The sequence below is a fragment of the Mesorhizobium sp. M7A.F.Ca.CA.002.05.1.1 genome (genome assembly GCF_003998335.1).
Classification (GTDB): Bacteria; Pseudomonadota; Alphaproteobacteria; order Rhizobiales; family Rhizobiaceae; genus Mesorhizobium.
Window position 1 is genome coordinate 1 of the sequence record NZ_RZQI01000648.1, and the last position, 3,454, is coordinate 3,454.

At 60.6% G+C, this 3,454-nt stretch carries 9 protein-coding genes; all 9 read left to right on the forward strand.

Features of this window, described 5'->3' with window-relative positions; translation table 11 throughout:
* Positions 1-7: 7 nt before the first annotated feature.
* Entirely contained in the window at positions 8-733 is a 726-nt protein-coding gene (rpsC, locus tag EN939_RS25845) for a 30S ribosomal protein S3 (RefSeq protein ID WP_013531426.1), read from the forward strand.
* 27 nt (positions 734-760) lie between these two features.
* The gene (rplP, locus tag EN939_RS25850) at positions 761-1,174 is read left to right on the forward strand and encodes a 50S ribosomal protein L16 (protein WP_013531427.1); all 414 of its coding nucleotides are present in this window, start codon (positions 761-763) and stop codon (positions 1,172-1,174) included.
* A gap of 13 nt (positions 1,175-1,187) precedes the next feature.
* On the forward strand, positions 1,188-1,388 hold the full coding sequence (gene rpmC / locus EN939_RS25855; RefSeq protein ID WP_006205459.1) for a 50S ribosomal protein L29: 201 nt from the start codon (positions 1,188-1,190) through the stop codon (positions 1,386-1,388).
* A gap of 11 nt (positions 1,389-1,399) precedes the next feature.
* The gene (rpsQ, locus tag EN939_RS25860) at positions 1,400-1,639 is read left to right on the forward strand and encodes a 30S ribosomal protein S17 (RefSeq protein ID WP_010909280.1); all 240 of its coding nucleotides are present in this window, start codon (positions 1,400-1,402) and stop codon (positions 1,637-1,639) included.
* 83 nt (positions 1,640-1,722) lie between these two features.
* The gene (gene rplN / locus EN939_RS25865) at positions 1,723-2,091 is read left to right on the forward strand and encodes a 50S ribosomal protein L14 (protein WP_006205457.1); all 369 of its coding nucleotides are present in this window, start codon (positions 1,723-1,725) and stop codon (positions 2,089-2,091) included.
* 12 nt (positions 2,092-2,103) lie between these two features.
* On the forward strand, positions 2,104-2,418 hold the full coding sequence (gene rplX, locus EN939_RS25870) for a 50S ribosomal protein L24 (RefSeq protein ID WP_013531428.1): 315 nt from the start codon (positions 2,104-2,106) through the stop codon (positions 2,416-2,418).
* Entirely contained in the window at positions 2,411-2,989 is a 579-nt protein-coding gene (gene rplE / locus EN939_RS25875; RefSeq protein ID WP_127270613.1) for a 50S ribosomal protein L5, read from the forward strand. Before rplX ends, rplE begins: the two co-directional genes overlap by 8 nt.
* 27 nt (positions 2,990-3,016) lie before the next feature.
* Positions 3,017-3,322 (forward strand): 30S ribosomal protein S14, encoded by a 306-nt coding sequence (rpsN, locus tag EN939_RS25880; protein ID WP_013895695.1) that lies wholly within the window; start codon positions 3,017-3,019, stop codon positions 3,320-3,322.
* Positions 3,323-3,334: 12 nt separating this feature from the next.
* Positions 3,335-3,454 (forward strand): 30S ribosomal protein S8 (gene rpsH / locus EN939_RS25885; protein ID WP_127270615.1); only part of this gene is annotated, 120 nt, incomplete at its 3' end.

Sequence of the window (3,454 nt, forward strand, 5' to 3'; positions counted from 1 at the left end):
CCGCATAATGGGCCAGAAAGTCAATCCGATCGGTCTTCGCCTCGGCATCAACCGCACCTGGGATTCGCGCTGGTTCGCGAACACCGGCGAGTACGGCAAGCTGCTGCATGAGGACATCAAGATCCGCAAGTATCTCGAGAAGGAGCTCAAGCAGGCTGCCATCTCGAAGGTCGTGATCGAGCGTCCGCACAAGAAGTGCCGCGTCACCATCCACGCCGCGCGCCCGGGTCTGATCATCGGCAAGAAGGGCGCCGACATCGAGAAGCTTCGCAAGAAGCTGATGGAGATGACGAAGTCCGAGACGCACCTCAACATCGTTGAAGTGCGCAAGCCGGAAATCGACGCGACCCTGGTCGCCCAGTCGATCGCCCAGCAGCTCGAGCGTCGTATCGCGTTCCGCCGCGCCATGAAGCGTGCCGTTCAGTCGGCGATGCGCCTCGGGGCCGAAGGCATCCGCATCAACTGCGCCGGCCGCCTCGGCGGCGCCGAGATCGCGCGCATGGAATGGTATCGCGAAGGCCGCGTGCCGCTGCATACGCTGCGTGCGGACGTCGACTACGGTACGGCCGAAGCGCACACGGCTTATGGCATCTGCGGCGTCAAGGTCTGGGTGTTCAAGGGCGAAATCCTTGAGCATGACCCGATGGCTTCGGAGCGTCGGGCCAGCGAAAGCGATGCAGCGCATGGCGGTGGTGGTGATCGCGAACGCGGTCGTCGTCGCGAAAACGCCTGAGACATTTAGGAATTTGGAGTTAGAACGATGCTGCAGCCAAAGCGCACAAAGTTCCGCAAGCAGTTCAAGGGCCGTATCCATGGTACCGCAAAGGGCGGCACCAACCTGGATTTCGGTGGTTTCGGGCTGAAGGCGCTTGAGCCGAACCGCGTCACCGCACGTGAGATCGAGGCGGCCCGCCGCGCGATCACGCGTGAAATGAAGCGCGCTGGTCGCGTCTGGATCCGTATTTTCCCGGACGTGCCGGTCACTTCGAAGCCGACCGAAGTCCGCATGGGTAAGGGCAAGGGTGCGGTCGACTACTGGGCGGCGCGCGTCAAGCCGGGCCGTATCATGTTCGAGATCGACGGCGTCAATGAAGAAACCGCCCGTGAGGCACTGCGTCTCGGCGCGGCCAAGCTCTCGGTCAAGACGCGCTTCGTGCAGCGCATCGCAGAATAAGGACGGGCTGATCATGAAAGCCGAAGACATCCGGACCAAGACCCAGGACCAGCTGACCGACGACCTGGCCAGCCTGAAGAAGGAGCAGTTCAACCTGCGCTTCCAGAAGGCCACCGGCCAGCTCGAGAAGACCGCGCGCGTGAGACAGGTCCGTAAGGATATTGCGCGTATCAAGACCATCGCTGCGGAAAAGTCCGCGGCTAAGAAGGCTTAAGGACGAAAACCATGCCAAAGCGCATTCTGCAGGGCACCGTCGTCAGCGACAAGAACGAGAAGACGGTTGTCGTCAAGGTCGAACGGCGCTTCACGCATCCCGTGATGAAGAAGACCGTGCGCATGACCAAGAAGTACAAGGCGCACGACGAAAACAACGCCCACAAGGTCGGCGATCAGGTGTTCATCCAGGAATCGAAGCCGATTTCCAAGGACAAGCGCTGGATCGTCGTGTCTTCGGACCAAGCCTGACCTCGGGCGTAAACAACGAATTTTGGACAGACCGGGGAGGGGCTTTGAGCCCATCCCGTTAGAAGAGAAGAAGGCGGCCAGTCATGATTCAGATGCAAACAAACCTCGACGTCGCGGATAATTCCGGCGCCCGTCGTGTCATGTGCATCAAGGTGCTGGGCGGCTCGAAGCGGAAATACGCTTCCGTGGGCGACATCATCGTGGTGTCGATCAAGGAAGCCATTCCGCGCGGCCGCGTAAAGAAGGGCGATGTGATGAAGGCGGTCGTGGTTCGCACGGCCAAGGACATCCGCCGCCCGGACGGCAGCGTGATCCGTTTCGACAAGAACGCGGCCGTTCTCGTCGACAACAAGAAAGAGCCGATCGGCACGCGTATCTTCGGACCGGTTCCGCGCGAACTCCGCGCCAAGAACCACATGAAGATCATCTCGCTCGCGCCTGAAGTGCTGTAAGGAGCCGGACCAATGCAAAAGATTAGAAAAGGCGACAAGGTCGTCGTGCTGGCCGGCAAGGACAAGGGCCGTTCGGGCGAAGTCCTCTCGGTGCAGCCGAAGGAAGACACCGCGCTGGTGCGCGGCGTCAACATGATCCGTCGTCACCAGAAGCAGTCCCAGTCCCAAGAGGGCGGGATCATCACCAAGGAAGCGCCGATCCAGCTGTCGAACATCGCGCTGGCCGACCCCAAGGATGGCAAGCCGACCCGCGTCGGTTTCATCTTCCAGAAGGACGGCAAGAAGGTGCGCGTCGCCAAGCGCTCGGGAGAAGTCATCAATGGCTAAGGCTCAATCCAAGCAGGCGACCGCGAACAACACGCCGCGCCTCAAGCAGGTCTACAACGAGACCATCCGCAAGGCGTTGCAGGAACAGTTCGGCTACGACAACGAGATGCAGGTTCCGCGCATCGACAAGATCGTGCTGAACATGGGCGTTGGCGAAGCGACCGCCGATTCGAAGAAGCCTTCGATCGCGGCCGAAGACCTGGCGATGATCGCCGGCCAGAAGGCCGTCGTCACCCGCGCCCGCAACTCGATCGCCGGCTTCAAGGTCCGCGAGAAGATGCCGATCGGCGCTAAGGTCACGCTGCGCAAGGAACGTATGTACGAGTTCCTCGACCGTCTCGTGAACATCGCACTGCCACGCGTCCGCGACTTCCGCGGGCTCAATCCGAAGAGCTTCGATGGCCGTGGCAACTACGCCATGGGCATCAAGGAACACATCGTGTTCCCGGAGATCAACTACGACAAGGTTGATCAGATCTGGGGCATGGACGTCATCGTTTGTACGACTGCGAAGACGGATGACGAAGCCAGGGCATTGCTCAAGGCTTTCAACTTCCCCTTCCGCCAGTAACGGCAGCGAGAAAAGGAAAAATCTGAAATGGCAAAGACCAGCTCAGTCGAGAAGAACAACAGGCGCCGCAAGCTTGCCGACCAGTACGGTCCCAAGCGCGCTGCCCTGAAGGCGATAATCATGGATCAGTCCAAGCCGATGGAAGAGCGTTTCCGCGCTCAGCTCAAGCTTGCCGCCATGCCGCGCAACTCGGCCAAGATCCGCATCCGCAACCGCTGCGAAGTCACCGGCCGTCCGCGCGCCTACTATCGCAAGCTCAAAGTATCGCGCATCGCGCTTCGTGATCTCGGCAATAACGGCCAGATCCCGGGCCTGGTCAAGTCGAGCTGGTAAGGAGGACATAACATGTCATTGAGCGATCCTCTCGGCGATATGCTGACCCGCATCCGCAACGCGTATGGCCGCAAGAAGTCGAGCGTTTCGACGCCGGCTTCGCGTCTGCGCACCCGCGTCCTCGACGTGCTG

What these genes read in the sequence shown, in the direction of transcription:
- rpmC (WP_006205459.1), top strand. Translation starts at nt 1,188, where the DNA reads ATGAAAGCCGAAGACATCCGGACCAAGACCCAGGACCAGCTGACCGAC.
- rpsC (WP_013531426.1), top strand. Translation starts at nt 8, where the DNA reads ATGGGCCAGAAAGTCAATCCGATCGGTCTTCGCCTCGGCATCAACCGC.
- rpsN (WP_013895695.1), top strand. Translation starts at nt 3,017, where the DNA reads ATGGCAAAGACCAGCTCAGTCGAGAAGAACAACAGGCGCCGCAAGCTT.
- rplP (WP_013531427.1), top strand. Translation starts at nt 761, where the DNA reads ATGCTGCAGCCAAAGCGCACAAAGTTCCGCAAGCAGTTCAAGGGCCGT.
- rplN (WP_006205457.1), top strand. Translation starts at nt 1,723, where the DNA reads ATGATTCAGATGCAAACAAACCTCGACGTCGCGGATAATTCCGGCGCC.
- rplX (WP_013531428.1), top strand. Translation starts at nt 2,104, where the DNA reads ATGCAAAAGATTAGAAAAGGCGACAAGGTCGTCGTGCTGGCCGGCAAG.
- rpsQ (WP_010909280.1), top strand. Translation starts at nt 1,400, where the DNA reads ATGCCAAAGCGCATTCTGCAGGGCACCGTCGTCAGCGACAAGAACGAG.
- rplE (WP_127270613.1), top strand. Translation starts at nt 2,411, where the DNA reads ATGGCTAAGGCTCAATCCAAGCAGGCGACCGCGAACAACACGCCGCGC.